15 protein-coding genes are annotated in these 20,294 nt (G+C 61.9%); 11 read left to right on the plus strand and 4 right to left on the minus strand.

Features of this window, described 5'->3' with window-relative positions:
* Positions 1–17: 17 nt before the first annotated feature.
* Entirely contained in the window at positions 18–1,358 is a 1,341-nt protein-coding gene (locus tag CEQ44_RS02040; RefSeq protein ID WP_176400351.1) for an MFS transporter, read from the minus strand.
* A 114-nt stretch (positions 1,359–1,472) separates the two neighbouring features.
* The gene (locus tag CEQ44_RS02045; RefSeq protein WP_176400352.1) at positions 1,473–2,582 is read right to left on the minus strand and encodes an amidohydrolase family protein; all 1,110 of its coding nucleotides are present in this window, start codon (positions 2,580–2,582) and stop codon (positions 1,473–1,475) included.
* 785 nt (positions 2,583–3,367) lie between these two features.
* Between CEQ44_RS02045 and CEQ44_RS02050 the strand changes: the two genes are divergently transcribed.
* The 9 genes from CEQ44_RS02050 to CEQ44_RS02090 all read left to right on the plus strand — a co-directional run bounded on the left by CEQ44_RS02050 (position 3,368) and on the right by CEQ44_RS02090 (position 14,229).
* Positions 3,368–5,857 carry a TonB-dependent receptor gene (locus CEQ44_RS02050; protein WP_088184550.1) on the plus strand — a complete coding sequence of 830 codons (2,490 nt, stop codon included), beginning with the start codon at positions 3,368–3,370 and terminating at the stop codon, positions 5,855–5,857.
* A 133-nt stretch (positions 5,858–5,990) separates the two neighbouring features.
* Complete coding sequence (locus CEQ44_RS02055) at positions 5,991–6,782, plus strand: FadR/GntR family transcriptional regulator (protein WP_176400354.1); 792 nt, start codon at positions 5,991–5,993, stop codon at positions 6,780–6,782.
* The gene (locus tag CEQ44_RS02060) at positions 6,766–7,989 is read left to right on the plus strand and encodes an alpha/beta fold hydrolase (RefSeq protein ID WP_254913627.1); all 1,224 of its coding nucleotides are present in this window, start codon (positions 6,766–6,768) and stop codon (positions 7,987–7,989) included. The genes CEQ44_RS02055 and CEQ44_RS02060 overlap by 17 nt, the downstream gene beginning before the upstream one ends.
* A 182-nt stretch (positions 7,990–8,171) precedes the next feature.
* Positions 8,172–9,389 carry a thiolase gene (locus tag CEQ44_RS02065; protein WP_088184552.1) on the plus strand — a complete coding sequence of 406 codons (1,218 nt, stop codon included), beginning with the start codon at positions 8,172–8,174 and terminating at the stop codon, positions 9,387–9,389.
* Complete coding sequence (locus CEQ44_RS02070) at positions 9,389–9,826, plus strand: Zn-ribbon domain-containing OB-fold protein (protein ID WP_088184553.1); 438 nt, start codon at positions 9,389–9,391, stop codon at positions 9,824–9,826. Before CEQ44_RS02065 ends, CEQ44_RS02070 begins: the two co-directional genes overlap by 1 nt.
* Entirely contained in the window at positions 9,823–11,172 is a 1,350-nt protein-coding gene (locus tag CEQ44_RS02075) for a phenylacetate--CoA ligase family protein (RefSeq protein ID WP_217895024.1), read from the plus strand. Before CEQ44_RS02070 ends, CEQ44_RS02075 begins: the two co-directional genes overlap by 4 nt.
* Complete coding sequence (locus tag CEQ44_RS24805; protein ID WP_254913626.1) at positions 11,169–11,846, plus strand: hypothetical protein; 678 nt, start codon at positions 11,169–11,171, stop codon at positions 11,844–11,846. The genes CEQ44_RS02075 and CEQ44_RS24805 overlap by 4 nt, the downstream gene beginning before the upstream one ends.
* Positions 11,843–12,676: an alpha/beta fold hydrolase gene (locus CEQ44_RS02085; RefSeq protein ID WP_254913625.1), complete on the plus strand. Its 834-nt coding sequence runs from the start codon at positions 11,843–11,845 to the stop codon at positions 12,674–12,676. The genes CEQ44_RS24805 and CEQ44_RS02085 overlap by 4 nt, the downstream gene beginning before the upstream one ends.
* The gene (locus CEQ44_RS02090; RefSeq protein WP_088189848.1) at positions 12,673–14,229 is read left to right on the plus strand and encodes an AMP-binding protein; all 1,557 of its coding nucleotides are present in this window, start codon (positions 12,673–12,675) and stop codon (positions 14,227–14,229) included. Before CEQ44_RS02085 ends, CEQ44_RS02090 begins: the two co-directional genes overlap by 4 nt.
* Before the next feature lie 15 nt (positions 14,230–14,244).
* On the opposite strand, the gene CEQ44_RS02095 is transcribed toward CEQ44_RS02090, so the two are convergent.
* On the minus strand, positions 14,245–15,642 hold the full coding sequence (locus tag CEQ44_RS02095) for an MFS transporter (RefSeq protein ID WP_088189849.1): 1,398 nt from the start codon (positions 15,640–15,642) through the stop codon (positions 14,245–14,247).
* 139 nt (positions 15,643–15,781) lie between these two features.
* Between CEQ44_RS02095 and CEQ44_RS02100 the strand changes: the two genes are divergently transcribed.
* Positions 15,782–16,663 carry an SDR family oxidoreductase gene (locus CEQ44_RS02100; RefSeq protein WP_088181924.1) on the plus strand — a complete coding sequence of 294 codons (882 nt, stop codon included), beginning with the start codon at positions 15,782–15,784 and terminating at the stop codon, positions 16,661–16,663.
* Positions 16,660–17,286, plus strand: a complete 627-nt coding sequence (locus tag CEQ44_RS02105) for an SDR family oxidoreductase (RefSeq protein WP_088181923.1) — start codon at positions 16,660–16,662, stop codon at positions 17,284–17,286. The genes CEQ44_RS02100 and CEQ44_RS02105 overlap by 4 nt, the downstream gene beginning before the upstream one ends.
* A 362-nt stretch (positions 17,287–17,648) precedes the next feature.
* Here CEQ44_RS02105 and CEQ44_RS02110 read toward each other — a convergent pair whose 3' ends face one another.
* Complete coding sequence (locus CEQ44_RS02110; protein WP_088181922.1) at positions 17,649–20,054, minus strand: TonB-dependent receptor; 2,406 nt, start codon at positions 20,052–20,054, stop codon at positions 17,649–17,651.
* Positions 20,055–20,294: the final 240 nt, after the last annotated feature.

Below are 20,294 nucleotides of genomic sequence, written 5' to 3' on the forward strand. Positions count from 1 at the left end.
CGCCCGCCATCCCTGTCCTACTGGGCGCTGCCGGCGCGCCCGGCCAGTTCCTGCCGCACCAGTCGGGCGGCAACAAAGCAGAGCAGCCCGCACGCCACCAGCCCGCCCAGTACGAATAGCAGCGAATAGCGGATGGCTTCCTTGCCGAAAGTCGGTTCCAGCAGGTCGTTCATCACTCCGACGAAGACCGGGCCAAGGCCGATGCCCACCACCGTGGTGCTCAGCGTCAGCAGCGCTGTAATCATCCCCCGGTTGCGCACCGGCGACATGCCCACCGCCACCGCATAGGTCGGCGGCATCCAGAACGTCATGAACAGCTTGGACATGAACAGACCGAACAGCGACATCATCGGATCGCGTGCCAGAAGGAACAGCAGGCCAAAGGGCGCTGCCAACATCGTCCCCCATCCCGCAACGCGCATATAAACGGCAAAATCCCCCTTGGCGACCCGGTCGGCGATCCGCCCGGCGCCGATATTGCCCAGGAACAGGCCGCCCGCCACGGCCAGCCCCATCATGCCGCCGACCTGCATCGTCGTCATGCCATGGACGCGGATATAAAAAGTCGGACCCCATCCCAGGATCGAATATCCCGCAAAGGAACAGCACATAGCGACCACCATCAACAGGCGCAGCGGCGGCGAACGAAAGGCGAAAGCGAAGGCTTCCCTGAACGGCGGCGTTTCGACCGGCGGCGCGAAGCTGGTGCCTGCATCGGCCATGCCGCGTGGCGGATCCTTGACGGTCAGGTGGATGCCCACCGCCAGCAACAATCCAGGCAGCCCGACGACGATGAACGCTATGCGCCAATCAAATGCGGTGTTGAGCCAGCCACCGAAGAACAGCCCGAACGCGATGCCGATCGCCTGGGCTGCCAGCCATATGCCGATCACCGTCGCACGCTGCGATACCGGATAGAGATCGGCCAGCAGCGACTGGGTGGCCGGGCCGCCGCCCGCCTCTCCCGATGCCACGCCGATGCGGGCCAGGGCGAGCTGGACGAAATTCTGCACGAAGCCGCACAATACCGTGGCCAGGCTCCATACCGTCAGGCACCCCACCAGCACATTGCGCCGCGAGCCCCGGTCGACCATCCGCGCGATCGGGATGCCCGCAATCACGTAAAAGGCGGAAAAGGCGATCCCCGAAAGCAATCCCATGGCGGTGTCGCTGACGCCCAGGTCAGTCTTGATCGGTTCCAGCAGGATGGCCAATATCTGGCGATCCACGAAATTGACGATCCCAACAAGGCACAGGATGGACAGCACATAATGGCGGCGGGGCAATGTCCACCATGCGTAGGAATCCGGTTGGTCCGCCGTCGTCGGTGCGGACGCACTGCTACCTGCTGATTCCACGCCACTCTTCTGATTATTAGATATATAACCTAGGCAACCATGTTTGACGGGCAGGGACAAGAAAAAAAGGGGCCGTCACGGCATGACAGCCCCTTTTTCACGTCGAGTGCCGGTTCAGGCGGCGATCAATTGTGGATTGGGGTTCAATATTTCATGCTTGAACCGGAACAGGCGCGCCGCATTGCCGCCCAATATGTCGATCTTGTCCTGCTCGCTAATGTCGATACCGGCGAACAATCCCTCAATTACCGACTGCGAATGGGGGAAGGTGCCTTCCGCGTGCGGATAGTCCGACGCCCACATCAGCGCGCGCGTCCCCGTAACGGAACGTGACATGATGCAGGCGCGGTCATGCTGGAACGAGCATGTCACCTGCCGCTTGATGATCTCCGAGGGCATCATCGAAAGCTTGGGGCGAACGAAGATGTCATGTGCGACATAGACCTCGTCCATACGCTCGGCGATCGCCGCCAGCCAGCTCGCGCCACATTCGATGACTGCGACCTGCGCCTTGGGATTGCGGTCGAGCAGGCCACCCGACACCATATACATTATCGCGTTGATGCCGTCGTTCATCTGCATACTATAATTGATGACGGCCGCGCCAGGACCGCGTTCGTTGACCACAGTTTCGGCCCCCGTCCCGGTATGGAGCACGAAGACGATGCCCAGATCGCCAGCCAACCTGAACAGCGGATCCCATGCCTCGTCATTATATTTGGGGATGCCCGTCATCGGGATGGATGGCAGCATCACGGCAGTGAAGCCCAGCGTCGCGATCCGACGCAATTCCTGTTCAGCATATTTCAGGTTCCGCACGGGCAATACGCCGCACCGGACGAAACGGTTGAGATGGCCGGAAAAATACGCATTGTTCCAGTCGTTGTAGATTTCGCACTGGGCCAGTTCGGCGTCTTCATCGTCGATCGCATAGAGCCACAGGCCAAGGCTGGGGAATGCGATTTCCGCATCGATCCCGTCTTTTTCCATGTCGATCAGGCGTCCGCCAAGATCATGGATGCCCAATCGAGTCGCGCCGCCGAAATCGGGGTTTTTGGCCAGGCGCAGCTTGAAGATCGTCTTGTGCTCGGTCTTCGTAACCAATGCGTCGCCATCCTTGATGGTGTGTACCGCGTGCTGTTTCAGCGATGCGGGCAGGTTATCGAGAAACAGGCTGTTGGGTTCGCGCACATGGCTGTCGGCGCTGAAAATAAAGGGCTTCATGGGCATTTTTCCTTTCCCGTGGGCCATCGCCAAAGGCCCGAGTTCCTGACATTATCGTACTTCGTATCCAGCATCGGCAACAACGGTCGGCGTACCTGTCGACGCTGTGCCATGGCCCGGCCGCAGCGGTCTTCCTGTCGGACGGGTGCACATGCCTGGGATGTCCCTGCATCTGCCACGCATCCTTATACGCCGCGCCGGAACGACTGTCTCGCAAAAAAAGATACCTCTTTTGCTATATCCCGTTGCTGCACCTTCTATGCGCGGTACGTCCGGTCGGCGCGAATTTGCGCGGCCCAACATGTCGCAGTGTGCGATTCGTTCCGTAGCTATGTCGATCATGGGCGTGGCGACGCTCACGCCCCCAAATTCAAGGCGATCTCGCATGGCGCAGAAATACTCTTTGGACTCAAGGCGCAAGCAAAAGTGGCTGACATGATATTGTCGTCAAAGGGGCTGAAAAGCGCACATTGCCCGATCCGGCGGCCGATGCGACTCTTCCCTCCCGCGTCCTTTGCGCGGGCATGTAGCAATGTGCCCCGATGCGCCCCAATGCGCCATGGCGACCCCAGATATGAGCGCAGAGCAGGGGCGAGTGGTCTGACATGATAAGTAGGTTAACTAAGATGACCAGTTCATGTGGGAAAAATACCATTGGGAGCCTTTTTGGATAAAAGAGATGCCTATATAGTTGCGTTCGCGGTGACCGCTGTGTAATTGGGCCTTGTACGAACCCCAAAGAGGTTCTTTAGAGGTTCTTTTTTACAACAGGGAGGTTGTCGGATATGCACGCACGTCGTAACTCGGTACGGGGGGCTGTGACCGGCCTTTTGCTCGGCACTGCATTCAGTGCGCTGGCCGTGACGCCCGCCTTCGCACAAACGCCGCAATCCGGCACCCAGGGCGGTCTGGAAGACATCGTCGTCACCGCGCGGAAAGTCGCGGAAAATCTTCAGGACGTGCCTGTCGCGATCACGGCTTTTACCGCGGAATCGCTGCTTGAACAGGGTGCGACCAAGGTGTCGGACGTCGCCCGCACCACGCCCAGCCTTACCGTTCGTGAATCGCCCTCTAACCCCACGGCCATCTCGATCACGCTGCGTGGCCAGGTTCAGACCGACATTCTCGCTACGCTCGATCCTTCGGTGGGCACCTATGTTGATGACGTCTACTGGTCGCGCGCCTATGGTCTCAACCAGGATTTGCTCGATCTGAGCAGCGTTCAGGTTCTCAAAGGCCCGCAAGGCACGCTGTTCGGGCGCAACACCACCGGCGGCGCGATGCTGTTCGAAACCAATAACCCCAATTTCGACGGCATCTCCGGCAGCGTCGCTGCGACGTATGGGCGCTTCAACGAACGTGTGGGCACGGTGATCATCAACATTCCGCTGATCGATGACAAGTTGGCGATCCGTGGAGCGGTTCAGCGGAACTTGCGCGATGGTTGGATGAAGGATCGCGTGACGGGCGACAAATATAATGACCGGGACAATTGGGCTGCGCGCGGGAAGATCCTCTATCAGGCGACCGACAATCTGAGCTTCCTGTTCTCCGGCGAATATTTCAAGCAGGATGTGAGCGCTTCGGGTCGTCAGATGCTGTATCTCGTTCCGTCGGGATTGACGGCGCCGTCCGCCGCGAACAATACAGCGCTCCAGTCTGCCGGGGCCGCAGCTGCCGCGACGCTGACCGCGGCGGGCCTTCCGGTTCCGGCCGGAATCAATCCTTTCAGCTATGGTGCGATCGGATCGAGCGGCGCGCTTCAGGCGGGCGGTAATCTCCGCAATTATTACACCAACCTGGGCGCCAGCGAGACTGAATTGTCGCAGGGCGTAGCGGGAAATCCGAACTTCCCCAGTTCCTCGCCACAGACTTATGTCAAGACGCAGACCTATAACGGCACGGTCAACCTCGACACCTTCTTCGGCGCGATCAAGTTCGTAGGCGGCTGGCGCAGGGTTAGCACGACGTCGCGTCTGGATCTCGATGGTTCGGCCGCGCCGATCCACACCACCACCGGCGACCAGACCCTGACCCAATATTCAGGCGAATTGCAGATCACGGGCCAGGCGCTCGACGATGCCATCGATTTCGCCGGCGGCGCCTTCTATTTCCATGAATCGGGCTTTGACACCTCTTCGTCGATCGCGCTGCCCTCGTTCAATCCCACCACCTTGCTGTTCAGCGGCCAATTGGACAATGACAGCATCGGTACCTACGCGCAGGCGACCTATCATTTCAATGATCGCCTCTCCTTTACCGGCGGTTTGCGCTATTCGGTCGATGACAAAGGGTTGACCACCCGCAACAAGAATATGTCGCGCGCCACGGGGATATCGGTGTGCCAGATACCGACCGCCAGCATAACCAATGACTGCGCCCTGCGGGTCCGTGACGAATTTGACGGCGTTTCCTATCTCGCCAGCCTGGATTACAAGCTGAGTGACGATGTCCTTGTCTATCTCAAGACCAGCAAGGGTTTCCGGTCAGGCGGCCAGAATTTGCGTGCCAACTCGGTCGCGACTGCCATCCCCTTCCGCCCCGAAGTCGCCTACGCCCATGAAGCAGGCGTCAAGAGCGAATTGTTCGACCGTCGCTTGCGTGTGAACCTCGCGGGCTATTATTCCAACGTGGAAGATATTCAGCGCACCACGCTGATCGGTCTGCCCAACGGCACGACCCAGACGGTTCTGACCAATGCGGGCAAGATCCGCATCTGGGGTCTGGAAGGCGAATTTGTGATGCAGTTGCCCGCCGGGTTCCAGATCGGCGGCACCGGCGCCTATACCAACGCGAAATACAAAGAATATCAGGAACTGCCCAGCCGCACCAACCTGACCGGCAGTCGCCTGACGGAGCGTGTGGAAGGCGTGCCGGAGTGGACCTGGTCGCTGACCGGCAGCTACGAACATGAATTCGACTTCGGCCGGTTCAACATACGTACCGACTATAGCTGGAACTCGGCGATCAATCTGCAACCCTACACGCCCTTTCTGGGCGATCCGCAGGGCGTGACGATCGATCCCAATACCGGCAAGACCATCGCGCAGAACATCATCGACGCCACGACCTCGCCCAAACAGGGCGTGCTGAGCGCGCGGGCAGCACTTTCGCTGATGGACGACAAGCTGGAACTGGCAGTGTTCGGTCGCAACCTGACGAACAATCGCAAGGTGGTTCAGGCGCTCTATGTCGGCGGCATCGGCTATGTGTCGGGCGTGCATCGTGAGCCGGTGACCTATGGCGGTACGATCACCTATCGCTTCGGAAACTGATGCTTGGGGCAGGGTCGGCGGGTGCGTCCCGCCGACCCTCCCGCTTGTCGAAACGCCTCGCTTTTGTAATGAGCGTCCTACCCAGCCGGATTGCGACATGCGCAACGGGACCGGCAAGGACGGGATGCTCATAATGACCAATGATCTTGACTTGAATGAAGCGGTGGGACTGGGCGGCTCCGTCGTTTCGCGAACCGTTCGGCAATTGACCCAGTTCAGCCTCCAGGCGCAGGACGGCGATTATCTCGGCTCCGAAGCCGAACTGCTCGAACGCATGAGCATCAGCCGCCCGACCCTGCGTCAGGCGGCCAAGGTGGTGGAAAGCGACTGCCTTCTGTCGGTTCGGCGCGGCGTCAATGGCGGCTTCTACGCCACCCGGCCCAGCGCGCGCCATGTGGTCCAGTCTCCGGCCCTGTGGCTGCGCCTCCAGTCCGCGACGCTCGACCAGATGAACCGGGCGAGTATGCTCATCTATCCTACCGCAGGCGCAGAAGCGGCCAAATGCACCGACCCCCGGTTGATCGCCGAACTGACCGCGTTCCGCGCCGCGATCGACGAACGGGAAGCGCGGGGCGAAAGCCAGCGTGAAACGCTGGACGCCGAAATCGCCTTTTCCCAACTGATCGCGAATATGAGCGGCGATCCCGTGCTCACGCTGTTCATCGGCATCAGCTACACGTTCGGCCTGCTGGAGAGGGAATATCGCTTCTATCGCCGGTCGCCGCAACGGCGCCAGCGCTGGCTGTCGCTGCAACGCAGCTATTGCGACGCCATTTTGTCGGGCGACAGCGACATCGCCATGTTGATCGGCAAGCGGCGGGGACAGCAGGTGGAAAGCTGGATCGCCGAGGACAAGGCGGCAACGCAGCAGGACGGCAGCACCGACCCGGCGAAAACAGGGGAAAAGGATGATGGCGCAACTTGACTATATCGGCTTTGGCGGCGTGCGTCTTGCCGCGCAAAGCTATGGTCGGGACGATGATCCTGGCATATTGTTGCTGCATGGCGGCGGCCAGACGCACGCCGTATGGCACGCCGCTGCCTTGGCCCTGGCCCAAGCGGGTCGCTATGTCATCAGCCTGGACCTGCGGGGCCATGGCGCAAGCGAATGGCCCGGCGATGGGCGCTATGATCTCGATGCCTATATCGGCGACATCCGGGCCGTGCTGGCGACCTTGCGCGCCAGGCCTGTGATCGTCGCCGCGTCCCTTGGCGGCTGGATCGCCACGGCAGTGCTGGGCGAAAGCGAAACGCCGCTGGCGACCGGCCTCGTTCTGGTGGATTCTCCGCCCCGGATGGACCCGGTCCGATCGAGCCGGATGGGCGATGCATTGCGGCGCGTGGCGACGGCCAATGGGGGTCATTGGGATCCGCGTATGTTGGACAGTTTCGACCTGCCCGCGGTCGAGGATCGGCTGATCGAAGCCGCGCGCCGGCTTAAGGTGCCTACGCTGGTCGTCCGGGGTGAACGCAGCCTTCTCAGTACGCAGGAATCGATCGCTGAACTGGCGGCCTGCATAGCCGATGTCGAAGCGGTCGAGGTCGGCGATGCGGGGCATCTGGTCGCGGTGGACCAGTCCGACGCCTTCAACGCCCTGCTGCTCGATTTTCTGGAACGCCGGATTCCCCTGTCGCCGCCGCAATATGTCGCGGGGTCCGATTCCCGCACCTTGCGCGATGCGCTGGGCTGCTTCGCCACCGGCGTGACCGTCGTCACAACGCTCGACCGCGATGGCAATCCCGTCGGTTTGACCGCCAATTCGTTCACGTCGGTATCGCTCGATCCGCCGCTGCTGCTGGTGTGTCTTGCCAATGGCGCCGGCAGTCTGCCCGCCTTTCTTGCTGCCCCCCATTTCGTGGTCAATGTGCTCCATATCGGGCAGCAGCCGGTGTCGGGCCGCTTCGCCAGCCGGACGGAGGATCGCTTCGGCCAGACCGATTGTGAAATCTGGGACAGCGGGGTGCCGGTGATCCGCCATTCGCTCGCCAGTTTCGAATGTGCCCGCGACACGGTGCATGATGCGGGCGATCACAAGATTCTGATCGGCCGGGTCCAGCGGGTGCAGTTCGAACCGCATCGCGACCCGCTCCTCTATTTCCGCGGCAAATATCGCCGCCTGCATTTCAGCTGATCGGTGTGCCCTAGTACATATATCACTAGGTTTTATGGGTAGGCATTTTTTGGGGTGACAAGAGGTACCCATTTAGGCACAAGGTCAGGACAATAATCGCTGCCCGTGATTCATCAGGCAGGACGGAACCCGGATGGGCACATGCCCTGATCGGGAACTGGCATCGAAAGAGCAGGAACGGGATGACCTGGGTAAATCAGGATAAATGCGCGATCGTCGGGATTGGCGCGACGGACTATTATGTCCGTGGCAAAAGCTGGCCTCGCACCATCAACGACATGGCCGGCGAAGCCATTTTGAAAGCGTGCGAGGATGCGGGCATATCCGTCAACCAGATCGACGGCATCGCTTATTATTCCGGCGCAGGCGCGGGTTATCTCGACAAGTTCGATACCGCCACCCTGATGGAGACGCTGGGCATCCCCTATGTCGGCTTTTCCGCCACGCTGACCAGCGGCGGCGGCGGCTGCCCCGGTGCGATCGGCCTTGCGACTGCGGGCCTTATGAACCAGGATTGCACCTATACGGTCACGTTGATGGCGTTGCAGCAATTGCCCCAGCACCGGCTGGGCGTCGTGTTCGGCGCGTCCGCGCCCAACCCGGAAAATAGTTTCCTGCAACCCTCCGGCCTGGTCGGTCCCGGCCATCTGATGAGCGTGCTGGCGCGCCGTCACATGCATCTCTACGGCACCGATCCCGAAGCGTTCAAGGAAATCGTCCAGGCGACCCGCGACAATGCGGTGGACCGACCCAAGGCGATCCGGCGCAAGCCGCTCTCGGACGAAGAATATTGGAACTCGCCCATGTTGGCGGACCCGCTGCGGCGGCTCGATTTCTGCCTGGAAACCGACGGCGCCGTCGCGGTCATCACCACGACCATGGACCGGGCGAAGGATTGCCGTCACAAGCCTGCCGTCGTCCATGGCGTCGCCCATGGCGGCACGCGCGAATGGGGACGGGCCTTCGCGTGGATGGGGATGCCTGATCCCGATTTCGCATCGTCGGGCCATAAATTCGTCGCGGATCGCATCTGGGACCAGACCGGCCTGACCGCCAGGGACATGGATGTCGCGCTGATCTACGACCATTTTTCGTCGATGGTGCTGATGCAGTTGGAAGATTATGGCTTTTGCGAAAAGGGGGAGGGCAGCGATTATGTCTTGTCCGGCAAAATCCGCTATGACAAGGCGACCGGCAAGGGTGTGAATGGCGGCGTGCCGGTCAACACCCACGGCGGCAATCTCAACGAAGCCTATATCATCGGCATGACCCACATCGTCGAGGGCGTGGAGCAGGTGCGCGGCACGACCGTCAACCAGGTCGAGGATTGCGAATTTGCCCTTGTGACCGGCGGCCCTGCGTCGCTCCCCGTTTCCGGTCTCGTACTGAGGAGAGCCTGATGAGCTACGGACCCGCGCGCGTCCTTCCGGGCGAAGGCATCAAGATCACGACCAATCCCGATACCGAAGCCTTTTGGGAAGCGGCGAAGGAAAAGCGCCTGACCGCCTGTCAGTGCGGCGATTGCGGGCATTTCCGTATGCCACCATCGCCCTATTGCCCCAAATGCCAATCGACGCAGAAAGCCTGGCCCGACCTGCCGGGCACCGGCACGATCTTCAGCTACGCCATATGCTCGAAAAATCCCGCCACGGGGGAGGATTATGTCTACGTCCCCGTGGTCGTCAGCCTGGACGGCACTGACGATGCGCGGCTCGTATCCAATCTGGGCGGTATCGACGCTGACGATGTCCGCATCGGGCAAAAGGTCCAGGTCGACTGGAACCCGATCGACGATGGCTGGATGCTACCCATATTCAAGCCGGTGGAGGCCGTATGAGCGAGACCGAAGAAATGACCCGCCCCGCAACCGCGCATGGCCCTTTGCCCGACGATCTTCGCTATTTCGATCCGCAGATCGAAACGCTCCCGCGCCCCGAACTGGACCGGCTCCAGGAATTGCGCCTGCTCTCGATGCTGCAATATATCTATGACGGCAACGGCCTCATCCGCGAAATCTGGGACGCTGCCGGGGTCAAGCCTTCGGACATCACGTCGCTCGCCGATTTTCGGGCCAAGGCACCGTTCATCGACAAGGATATGATCCGCGACTATCGCGACCGCAACGATGATCCGTGCGGCGGGCTGCGCGTCGCCGATTATCGCGACATTCCCCATATCGGCTTCACGTCGGGCACCACAGGCGATCCCACGCCGGTCCCCAATGGCAAGGGCAGCCCCACCGAAGCGGAAGTCCTGCGCGAATTTTGGCAGATCGGCGCGCGCGGCGGCGACTATGTCACCTATATGATGTTCACGTTCCGCAGCGGCATCAGCCGCACCTCCTTCCTGAACGAGGCGGGCTTCACCCCCATATTGTCGCCGCACGACCCCGCCATGCTGCCGCAGATGATCGACGCGATCGAAACCTATCGCCCGACCATCCTCTACATGCTCTCCACCCCGATGATGATCGGGCTGGAAAAATATTTCGAGGCCAGCGACAAGGATCCGCGCGACGTCTTCCGTTCCGTAAAGGGCGGGGTGTTCGGCGGCGAACCCATGAGTCCGCGTTTCCAGAAACTCGCTAAGGATTGGGGCATCGAGATTTTCGATTATACCTCGCTGGGCGATGTGACCGGGGCGATGGAATGTCGCGCGCATAACGGTTTCCATGCGTGGGAAGACCTGGCGCTGGTCGAAAATCTCGACCCGGACGGCAATCCCGTACCCGATGGCGAAATGGGCGAATTGGTCGTGACCGCGCTGACCGATCCATGGGCGCCGCTGGTCCGTTTCCGCACCGCCGACCTGGTGAAGTTCGATCGCTCGCCGTGCAGCTGCGGTCGCACCCATCTGCGTTTCTGGACGCTGGGCCGTGCGGGCGACCAGACCTTCATCCAAGGCATGCCTGTCCTGCCGCGCGACATCCAGGCGATCGTCGAACTGTTCCCCGAAACCAAGTCCGCCCTGTTCCAGATCATCCGGCCCCAGGCGCAGATGGACGTGCTGCGCCTGCGGGTGGGCTATGACGGGTTGACCGACAGCCCCGATGCGCTCGCCGCGCGGATCGCCAGCAAGGTGACGGACATGCTGGGCGTGCCGTCCGCCATCGAGCTGGTGCCGGCGGAGGAACTGCTGAAGCTTGGCCCACCCCAGAAAATTCCGAGGGTAACGAAGTCATGAGCGCCACCATGTCTATGATCCGCCCCAGCGCAATTGCGCAATTTAACGATAATGGCACCACCCGCCTGCTGCCGATCAGCGAACGGGAAGTCAGCCGGACCACGTCCTTCTTTCGCCGCATATTGGCGAGCGACTGGGATTTACGCGGTCGCTTCGCGCTGATCCTGGGGACGCAGGCCGACGCCTATTTCCTCTCCGCGTTCGAACGCGCGTTGCAGGAACGCGGCGTGACCGTGTGCAATTCGGAAGCGAACAGCTGGGACGGCGCGCGGTCCGAAGCGACGATCCGCCGGTTCGACGTGGCGATCGTCGCGGTGGTGACGCCGATCGTGCTCGACGCCATCCGCAATGCGGGCCATGACGCCAAGACCCTGTTCCAGGGCAAGATCGTCTGGGCTTCGGGCGCTGCCTATGATGTGCTGGACGGTACTGCGGGTATCGACCTGCGCCGCTGGATTCCGCTTGGCCCCGCCTTCGCGATCGAGGGGCGGCACCGGGGCGGCGCGCATTATGACGGCCGCGAATGGCTGATCGAAACGCAGGGCGACACCCTCTATGTCACCAGCCGGCTCGATCGCGCCATGCCCTTCGACCGTCTGCCGGTCGCGCTTGCGGCGCGGATCAATACCGATCCCTGTCCCGGCGGCGCGCTGGGACCGCGCCTCGTCCTTTGATCCGGTTCGACGGATTTGGCGGCGTTGCCCTGGCGGCGGATGTGGCGGGGCCGGCCAACGGCGCCAGCGTCCTCTTCCTCCACGGCGGCGGCCAGACCCGGCATAGCTGGGGGCGCGCGGTCGATGAGGCGGCGGCACGCGGCTTTCGCGCGATCACGCTCGACCTGCGCGGCCATGGCGATAGCGACTGGGCGCCCGACGGCGACTATCGCATCGACGCGCATGTTGCCGACATTCGCGCCGTCGTCGCCACGCTGCCCGACGTGCCGGCGCTGGTCGGCGCATCGCTGGGCGGCCTCGCTTCCCTTCTGGCCACCGGCGAAAGCCCTGCTCCGATTGCACGCGGCCTGGTGCTGGTCGATGTCGTGCCCCAGATCGAAATGGAAGGAGCGCAGGAAATTCGCGCCTTCATGACCGGAAATGCGGACGGCTTTGCGACCGTGGAGGCCGCCGCCGATGCCGTCGCCGCCTATCTGCCCCATCGCACTCGACCATCCAGCAGCGCAGGTCTGATGAAAAATCTGCGGCGTCGCGACGATGGCCGCCTGCATTGGCATTGGGATCCCGCGATGCTGGGCGATCTCAAGGGGCTGGACCCGGCCGCGCGCGAAGCCCGCTTCACCCACGCAGCGACGAAGGTGCGCGTGCCCACCCTGCTGATCCGCGGCGGCATGAGCCGCATCGTCAGCATGGACGGGGTCGCCGCCTTCCGGCGCGCCATGCCCCATAGCGAATTCATCAACATCGAACAGGCGGACCATATGGTCGCGGGGGATGCGAACGACGCCTTCAACGCGCCGCTGCTCGATTTTCTGGACCGGAGCCGATGACGAACCACGCTGATCTCGACCCCTATATCGCCGTCCACCATTATGGCCTTGGCGACCTGCTGCATGAACAGGCGCGCAGCCGCCCGCATATGATCGCCGCGATCGATGGGGACCATCGCTTCACCTACGCGCAGTTTGACGAGCGGGTGAACCGCCTCGCCGGCGTCCTGCGCGCGCGCGGCGTGGGCCATGGCGACCGCGTCCTCTGGCTGGGCCAGAATAGTATGCGCGTGATGGAGGCGCTGCTGGCCTCCGCGCGTGTCGGCGCCATCTTCTGCCCGGCCAACTGGCGCGCGTCCGTGCCGGAAATCGCCGCCATGCTGGACGATTTCGATCCCAAGGTCACCTTCTGGCAGCATGAGGAAATCGGTACCGGCAACCGCCAGGCGCGCGACGGGTGGAAGCCTGACAGCCACTGGATCTGCCATGACGGCTGCGATGGAGAGGACAGCTATGAAGCGCTGCTCGCCGCCGCCGATCCCGAAAACGAATTTGCGCCGGTCGACACCGGCACGCCCCTGCTTGCCATCTATACCGCCGCCTTTTCCGGGCGGCCCGGCGCCGCGCTGCTCAGCCATGAATCGCTGCTCATCATGGCCTGGCTCGCGCTCCAGTCGCAAAAGATCGACGAACATTCGGGCTATCTCGTGTCTGGCCCGATGTTCCATGTCGGCGTTCTCATGGGCACGCTGGGCACATTCCTGGCGGGCGGGCGCAATGCCTTCGTCCCCCGCGTCGAGGCGGAAAATCTGCTGCGCATGATCGAGGCGGAAAAACTCACCCACGCCTTCGTGCCCCAACCCACCGTGGTGCAGATGCGTGAAGTGAACAAGGATGGCGCGTATGACGTGACCAGCCTGTTTGCCGACAACCAAATGTCGGATTGGAAAATTCCCATGATCATGCCGGCCGACGCGCCGGCGATTGAAAAGATGGGCGGCTATGGCCAGACCGAGATTGGCGGCCTGACGTCGGTGTTGTGGATGGGGGGGCAGGGCGCGGGGCGCGCGGTGCCCTTCGTCGCGTTCAAGATCGGCGATGAAGACGGGCATGAAGTGCCACGCGGCCAGACCGGCGAAATCTTCGCGCGCGGCCCGATCGTCATGTGCGGCTATTGGAACCGGCCGGAAGAAAATGCCCGCCGCGTCGTCAATGGCTGGCATCGCACCAATGACCTTGGCAAGCGGCTGGAGGATGGCAGCCTGGTCTTCGTCGGCCCCAAGACGACGATGATCAAAACCGGCATCGAAAATGTCTATCCTGCCGAAGTGGAAGCGTGCCTGCGCCAGCATCCCGCCGTCGCCGATGTGTGCGTCATCGGCGTGCCGGATCCCAAATGGGACCAGAATGTAAAGGCGGTCGTCATTGCCAGGGACGGCGTAACGGTCGATGCGACGACACTGATCGACCATTGCCGCGATCGCATGGCGTCCTACAAAAAGCCCAAGATCATAGACTTCGTCGACACGCTGCCCCGTAATGCCCATGGCTTTGTCGATCGTGCGGCGGTCGATGCGGCCTTTGGCGGCGGCGGTTATCCCAGCGTGGGATGATCCGCCCGCCCTGCGTCAATCCGCCGCCACCCCGGCGTTGCGCGGCAGGGCGAAGGCCAGCAAGGTCGCGACGATGCACAGCGACACGATCACCCCCATGGTCAGGAAAAAAGCGCCGGTGGTGGGGTAACTCGCGCCGCCGCCCGGCGTCATCACCGTACTGGTCGCCAGCAGCACCGATACCATCTGCGCGCCGATGCCCAGGAAGGCCTGGCGCATCACCGTCATCATGCCGGCCGCCTCGCTGGTGCGTTCTGGCGGCACCGCCCCGGCCAATATGGTCGGGCCGACCGCGAACTGCATCGTCGCGCCGAAGGATATGAGGATCAGGATCAGCGTGATGACCAGGATGCTGTCATTGTAGAACATGGCGAGCAGCCAGCCCGAAGTGGTCAGCAGCCCGCCGGTTATCATCGTCGTTCGCCCGCCTCCGCGCGACGTCATCCAGCCGCTGAGCGGCCCGGCCGCCAGCGAACTGATATTGGACGGCAGCTTCGCCAGGCCCGCCAGCGTCGCGGTCGCGCCCAGGCCGATCTGGGTCCAGGTCGGCGCCTGCAACAACAGCGAAAAGACGAGGGTGATCTGGAGCGTGCTCATCGCCACCAGCGCGGTCACCGCATTGGCGATGAACACCTGACGATTGGCGAACAGGCGGACATCGAACAGTGGATTGGCCGTGCGCAGGCTCGCTCGTATCCACAAGGCCATCAGCGCCAGGCCGAGCGCTACGGTGATCGCGGTGCGCCCATCGAACAGGCCCCATTTGGGACCACTGGTGATCGCCAGCAACAGCGCGAAAATGGCGGGCACGAACAATATACCCCCGATCCAGTCCAGGCGGCCATCCATCCTGGCGCGCGGCGACGAAGGCAGCGCGCAATAAATCGCGATAAAGGCGATTGCGGCGAACAGCGCACTGGCAAAAAACACGCCATGCCAGGAATAATGATCGACGATCATTCCCCCGATCACCAGTCCGCAGGCGGTGCCCGCCGATGCGCCCGATATCATCAGGCCGATGCCCATAGGCACCTGCTTGGGCGACAGGTTTTCACGCACAAGGCCCACGCACAGCGGCAGGATGGCCCCGGTCAGCCCCTGGAGGCATCGGCCCGCCAGCAGCATCGGATAATTGACCGAAAAGGTGCTGACCAACGATCCGACGAAGGCGATCGTCAACATGCCCAGCATCAGGCGGCGTCGCCCGAAAATATCGCCCAGCCGCCCCGCCAGCGCGGCCGCCCCGGCGCCGATCACGAGATAGGATGTGATGAGCCAGCCTACCCGCACCGGGTCGCCCAGATCATCGGTCAGCGCGCGTTGTGCGGCATAGATCATGGCGGTTTCGAACGATCCGGTGATCTCGGCGATCCACAATGCGCCGATGATCGCTGCTGTCGATTTGCCTCGCATCCGCCGCCTTCTCCTGAAGTCTGGCCATTAACTGGCCATCTGTCATTTTCATCGACCGCTATAGCGAAGCCTCGTTCACTGAGATAGTGCTATCATACCTAGTTAGCGATGAAGGCATAATCATGAGGAGGCGGATAGCGTGAACATCCCTGCACATCATATCGTGGTCGAACCGCCGCCGTTCGAATCGCCGCCCTTTCCTGCCGATTGCTTCGTCGGTCAAACGGTGGTCGTGACTGGTGGCGGATCGGGCATGGGCCTGGCGATGGCGACGGCATTCGGGCAGGGCGGGGCAAAGGTCGCGCTGCTGGGCCGGACCGCCGAAACGCTCGAAAAGGGCGTGGCCACCTTGACCGATCTGAGCATCGTCGCGCTGGGCATCCAGGGCGACGTGCGCAATCCCGAAGCGATCGCATCCGCCTTCGACATGGCCGAACGGGAATTGGGTCCAGTGACGCTACTCGCCAACAATGCCGGTGGCAATTATCCGGTGTTGGCTGAAGCCATGTCGCCGGGCCAATGGCGCTCTATCACCCGCATCGCCATCGACGGCACCTTCTTCGTCTCGACCGAATTTGCCCGCCGCCGCATCGCGGCGGGCGGTGGCGGCGCGATCGTGAACAATTCGGCGCAATATGTCTGGTCCGGTTTCCCCGGCGACGCCCATTCGGCGGCGGCCAAGGCGGCGATCGTCACCATGACCACCGGCCATGCCGCCGACTGGAAACCGCATGGCATCCGCGTCAATTGCGTGGCGGCGGGCTTCTTTCCGCACGAACGCTCCAATGCGGCGGACGATGCCGAAGCCGTCGCACGCCTTGGCACCATGTTCCCGCTGGGCCGGGTCGGGCGCATCCGCGAATTTGGCTGGGTTTCGGCCTTTCTCTGTTCGTCTTACGCATCCGGGGTGACGGGTGAAACCTTGGTCATCGACGGCGGCGACCGATTGCGCCGTCAGTTGATGAGTCCTGCCTTCGTGCCACCACGCGAACGCGAATCCATCTGGGGAGTAGCGCCATGACGACATTGCCCACCTTGCTTGAAGGGCGTCATGCGATGGTCGCCGGGGTCGGCGACGCGGTCGATCATGTCGCGACGGCGTTGGCGGCGCTTGGTGCCAGGATCAGCCGGATCACCGCGCCTTCCGTCGATGGAGAAACAATCGCGGCCGCCTTTTGCGATGCGGAAGCCCGGCAGGGACAACCCGTTGACTTGCTTGTCCACGGCGGTGCGCCGCTCGGCGTGGCGGACGCGGCAACTGTGTCGCTCGATGTCTGGCGGGATGGGTTTTCCGCCGACATTGACGGGCGTTTCCTGCATGCCGCCGCCTTTGCGCGCAGCCGTATCGCCGCGCATGATCGCGGTGCCATCCTGTTCCTGCTGCCGTCGCCCCGCATCGCTGCGGGCCGCACGGCGCAACTGAGCGCCCATGGCGCCCTCGACAATCTGGTCAAGTCGCTGGCGGTGGAATGGGGCCGCGATGGCATCAGGACCAATGCGATCGCCAGCCATGTCGTGGACGGGTTCGCGCAGGCGACGGAGGCTGCGCGCGCGTCGCTGGGGCATCTGGCTGCTTATATCCTCAGCGACCATGGCGCCTATATTAGCGGCATGGTGATGGGAATCGACGAACTCCCTTCCTGAAGTCGGCGGGTCTCTGCCGACCGGCGGACGCCCATCCTCCAAAAAGAGGGCCGACATTATGTCGGCCCTCGACGGGGGATCTGAATGCTATGATGTGGGCGTCGATGCCTGGCGCTGGCAGTTCTTGGAAATAATGCTTCCAATGTAGGATTTCATTTGCTTCATATTATCCGATGAAATCGCCCGCTTCCATCCAGTCCTCGTCTCCTGGCCCTGGCACTTGTCTTGGCCCTGTCCCTTGCTCAGCCAAAAGGCACTAAGATGACTTAAGGTGACATTTTCAACCGCGCGATGCGGTGCCTTTGTCACCTTAGGCCAACATTCTGCCGACGCTTCGGGGATAGAAGCGTCGGCAGCCTGGTTCAGAAGCCGCCGAACTTGAACGTCGCGGTGACGCCATAGGTAGCCGGGTCGTTACGCTTGCCCATCGCCGCGAACAGCGGCGCGCCGAACAACAGGCCCGCCACGTCGACGCGACGGTTCAGGATGTTGCGGCCAAACAGCGCGACCTCGATCGTCTCGTCGGCGAAGGACACACCGACGCGGCCGTTCAGTTCGCCACCGGCCGGACGGGTCAGCGCCTTGGCAATGGCATTGGTGATGCTGTCGTCCAGCGCGTTGCCGGTCTGGAGGGTGCGGTAGGAATACAGCGCGGTATCGTCCTGCCAGGCATAGTCCAGATGGGCGCGGACGGTGCTGGACCCGATCGACTTTTCATAGTCGCCCGCGATGCTGAACGTCCATTCGGGGACGTTCTGGAACACCTCGTCGCGGCGGTCACCGCTGGCGTCGGCAAATTCCAGATATTTCGCATTGGACAGCGCCGCCGTGCCCGACAGGGTAAGGCCTTCGAACAAACGGGCCGTCAATTCGGCTTCACCGCCATAGAAACGTGCCTTGCCTGCATTGCTGACGACAGTGGAGGTCGAACTGCCGTCGGCACTGACCAACAGGGTCGTGCGCTGGATGTCCTTCACTTCATTGTAGAAGGCGGCCAAGTTGAAACGAACCCTTCGGCCGAACATCTCGGCCTTCACGCCCGCTTCATGCTCGCGCGCCACTTCCGGTCCAAAGGGGGCAAAGGCGCCGCCGGTCGTCGAACCTGCCGCACGCAGATTCTGTCCGCCCGACCGGAAGCCCTTGCTGGTCTTGATATAGACCAGCACATCGGGATTGATCTGATAGTTCAGGCCCAGCGTATAGGAGATGCCATCGAAACCCGACTTGGACTGCGCCCGGCATGTCCCCGGCTCGGCCGTGGCGATCAGGCACGACAGCAGCGTATCCGTATCCGCATTGCGAGTGGCGTTGAAGGACACGATATTCTTGTCCTCCACCGAATAGCGGACGCCGCCGGTTGCCGACAACGCATCGGTGAAATGAAAGGTGCTCTGCACATACATGCCCATCGACCGATTGGTGATGTCGCCGATATAATAGGTCTGCGGCAACAATCCGCCAGCGGAAACGCGTGTCAGTGCCGGCAGCGCAATCGACGTCGACTCGTCCCGGCCGGTTTCGTTGAAGGCAAAGAAGCCGCCCGCGAAATCGATCTTGTCGTCCATCGCCGTCCCGGTAGCCTGCAACTCGCCGGAATAGGATTGCAAATCCTGCTTGCCGGTCGTCTTGACGATCGAATAGGGCGATCCGTCAAGATCGAGGGGCGCGAACGACTTGATCGTACGATAGCCGCCTATGAATTTGAGCGCCCCCCAAAATGTGTCGAGATTGGCGGTCATTACATAAGTCTGGGTCTTGACGTCCACGCGCGGATCGCCGTCGTTCAGACGAGATCTGTCCGTGCCGGTATAGTTGGCGATATAGTTGGAATAAAGACCGCTACCAATACCCACCAACTGCCCAACGCCGCCCGGAACGGCCAGCAAAGCTGCGTTGGCCGGATTGGCTTCCAGCGCCGCCTCGATATTAGCAGGCGAAGTCGGCGCGACATACAACAGTTCATAGGGACGGTCGTAATTCTTCATCCCGTAAAATTCGCCCGAAAAGATGAGCTGGAAATTGTCGGTGGGGTCCAGGCGCAGCTTTACCCGTCCGGTATAGCTGTCACGCTCCGCCAGATCGCGGCCGCTAATCTCGTTCTTGATGAAACCGTCCCGCTTGTTGACGGTAAAGCCTGCGCGAAGGGCGGCCTTGTCGGCGACGATCGGCAGGTTCAGCACGGCGTCCGCGTTGCGTTCGTTGAAGCGGCCATAGGTCGCCGACATCATACCAGACACGCCATCATAATTGGGGTCATTGCTCTGGATCAGCAAAGCGCCGCCCGTGGTGTTACGGCCAAACAGCGTGCCTTGCGGACCGCGCAACACTTGCGCGCTCTGGACGTCGAGAAGATTGGCGTTCAGGCCGTAGGCGCGCGCCCAATAGAAACCGTCGACATAGACACCGACAGACGGATCGAGCGTAGCGAGTACATCGGTCTGGACCTGGCCGCGAATCGTAATGTTGGATGCAGAACCATTGGAGGAGGCCTGCGTGAAGGTGATGCCGGGGGTCAGTCGCGCGATATCGGGCACCTGGACTGCCGACTGCTGCCTGAGCGCATCGCCGGTCTGTACGGTGACGGCGACGGGAATGTCCTGCAGATTTTCAGCGACCTTGCGCGCAGTGACGACAATGTCCTCCAGGCCACTGCTGCTTTTTGCGACGGGGCCCTGCGCGATAGCCGGAGCGGCCCACAGCATAGCCGTCAGCGCAGCTCCTGAAACCGATCGCGTGAGCGCATGGCGAAGTGTAAAACAGGATTTCATATCATCCTCCCCTTAGCTGACCGCGTATCAGTTTCGCGGGTTTCAGCTAGTTGGCTTAGTTGCACTTGTTGGTCAATAGGGCTGCGGCAACAAACTAGGCGCTGTTGTTTTGACAACACTTTCGTTGAGCAAGCTCAGCAATTCGGACTACGTTGGCGCAGCTCGCCCGCACCGACAGAAGAATGCCATTGCGTGAGAGACATGGTTAGCTTAGTTGGAGAGGTGAATAGATAATGCTTA

This window comes from Sphingobium sp. Z007 (genome assembly GCF_900013425.1).
Classification (GTDB): domain Bacteria; phylum Pseudomonadota; class Alphaproteobacteria; order Sphingomonadales; family Sphingomonadaceae; genus Sphingobium.